The sequence below is a fragment of the Ramlibacter sp. genome (assembly GCF_035706265.1).
GTDB lineage: Bacteria > Pseudomonadota > Gammaproteobacteria > Burkholderiales > Burkholderiaceae_C > Ramlibacter.
Window position 1 is genome coordinate 1 of the sequence record NZ_DASSVG010000244.1, and the last position, 2179, is coordinate 2179.

The window sequence follows — 2179 nt, forward strand, 5'->3', positions numbered from 1 at the left end:
GCATCCGCACACCGCGCACCGCGGCATGACCGTGCGCATGGAAGGCTACGAGGGCATCGCTTCGCCGATCAAGCTCGGTCGCACGCCGGCGAGCTACCGGCTGCCACCGCCCTGAGCCACCCCGCACCGGCGCGGGCGTGCCACAGCAACCCTCGTTGCTTGGGTAAAGCTGAATGCTTATGGTTGAGCGGGCCGGACCTGTCGTTATGATGCCGCATGCCTGTACGTCGGAAGTTGTTGTTGCGCGCGCTGCTGCTCCTGCTGCTGGCGGCAGTGGTGGCCGTGATGGTCCTGCCGTACAGCGTCGTCTCGGAGATGATGAAGCGCTTCGGCTGGATCGGGGACGCGCTCGACTTCCTCGACACGATCGCCCCCGGCCTGGAGATGAGCCACCTGCTCGCCTTCGCGGCCCTCGGCTTCCTGGCGCGCTTCGCCTGGCCGAAGCGGCGCCCCGCCTACATCCTGGCCGGCGTGCTGGCGGTCGCCGTGTTCGTCGAGATCGTTCAGGTCTGGGTGCCGGGCCGGCTGGCCGCGGTGTCCCATACGGTGCTGGAGACGCTGGGCGGGGTGGTCGGCTTCGCGATCGCCTGGGTCCTCACCTATGCCTGGGGCACGGAAAGCCTGCCGGACGACTACAAGCCCTCCACCCACTGGACGGGCGAGAACTCCGACCATTGAGCGGGGCGGCTGGCCCGCGACTCAGCGCGCGAACGAGCCGTCCTTGCGGATCATGGTCAGCGCCACGTAGCGCGAGCCCAGGTTGCTGTTCTTGCCGTAGGTGATCGAGAAGCCGCCCAGGTCCTCGTTGTTCATGGACTTGAGGGTGGCGATCAGCTTGGCGCGCGTCAGCGGCGGCGGCGTCTTCAGCAGCGCGGTGGCCACCAGCTTCGCGTTGAGGAAGCCCTCCATGCTGTTGTAGCTGAACTTGCTCTCGTCCAGCGCCGCGATCGCCTTCTGGTACTCGCGCACCACCGGGTTGCCCAGCTCGGTGAAGGGATAGGGCACCACCTGGCTCACCACCACGCCGTTGGCCGTTTCGCCCAGGTCGGCGTGCAGGCCGGAGGCCACGCTCAGCACGAAGAACTGCGGGTGCAGGTCCTTCGCGAGCAGGCCGCGGAACAGGGCCGCGGCGGGCTTGGACTGGCCGATGTAGAGGACGGCCTGCGGCGTCGCCGCGCCGACCACCTCGATGGCCTTGGCGACATCCACCGTGCCGCGCGGCACCGGCGCCAGCGCCACCGGCGCGCTGTTGCGCTTCTTCAGCGCGGCGTGCAGGGCTTCCAGGCCCTCCTTGCCGAAGGCGTCGTCCTGGTAGGCGGCGGCGATGCGCGTGATGCCGGTGGTCCAGGCGTGGTTGATCGCCGCCTCGATCTCGTCGGTGGTGCTGGCGCGCAGGTGGAACACGCCTTCGACATGCGGGTCGCGCAGCGACTTCGCGCCGCTGGTGTTGCCGATCTGCGCGATGCCGGCCGCCTGGATCTGCGGAACGATCTTCTGCACGTTGGCCGTGCCGCGCAGGCCCACCAGGGCGATCGCGTTCTGCTCGATCAGCAGCTTGACGTTCTCCGACGTCCGGTCGGTGAGGAAGCCGTCGTCCAGGCTCACCAGCTTGATCTTCTCGCCGCGGATGCCGCCCTTGCGGTTCAGGTCGTCGAAGTACGCGTTCATGCCGCGCACGTAGTCCTTGGTGAGCGCCGCGGAGGTTCCGGATAGGTCGCCGGTGTGGCCCAGGACGATGTCGGCGAAGCAGAGGCAGGGCGCCAGGGTGGCCAGGATGGCCAGGGCGCCGCGGGCGCGCGCCAGCGCGGATCGATGCATGTGGAGTCTCCCCTTCCGTTTTCTTGATGCTCGGCAGCGGGCAAACGTAACGGAACGCTGCAACGGCGAGCTCAGGGATCTCCCTGAGCGGGGGCGACTTTGTCGCAGGCGCATGACACTGCGCCGGCGAACGGTCGGCCGGCGCCGACGGGCGGCGCCGGCAGGCCTGCAGGCCGTCAGTGCTGGTGCTGCGCCGGCGCGGCGGCCGCGGCGCCGTGGCCGTGCTCCGGCGCGCCCGCGGCCTCGTACATGCGCTCGGCGGCATGCACGTATTCCACGTAGGCGGCGGTGAACGCGCGGCCGGCGGCGACGTCGTTGGGCGCGTACTTGCGGTGCGCCATCACCTGCTCGAACTGCCGGT

Annotated in this window: 3 protein-coding genes; 1 reads left to right on the forward strand and 2 read right to left on the reverse strand. The window is 69.4% G+C overall.

From position 1 onward, the window contains the following. Positions 1–216: 216 nt before the first annotated feature. Complete coding sequence (locus VFM98_RS09150; protein WP_325109611.1) at positions 217–678, forward strand: VanZ family protein; 462 nt, start codon at positions 217–219, stop codon at positions 676–678. Between the two features lie 21 nt (positions 679–699). Here VFM98_RS09150 and VFM98_RS09155 read toward each other — a convergent pair whose 3' ends face one another. Together VFM98_RS09155 and VFM98_RS09160 are read right to left on the reverse strand one after the other, a co-directional pair. Then, entirely contained in the window at positions 700–1818 is a 1119-nt protein-coding gene (locus VFM98_RS09155; RefSeq protein ID WP_325109612.1) for an ABC transporter substrate-binding protein, read from the reverse strand. Positions 1819–1994: 176 nt separating this feature from the next. Continuing rightward, positions 1995–2179, reverse strand: a 185-nt coding sequence (locus tag VFM98_RS09160) for a DUF6448 family protein (protein WP_325109613.1), incomplete at its 5' end; no start/stop codon positions are given.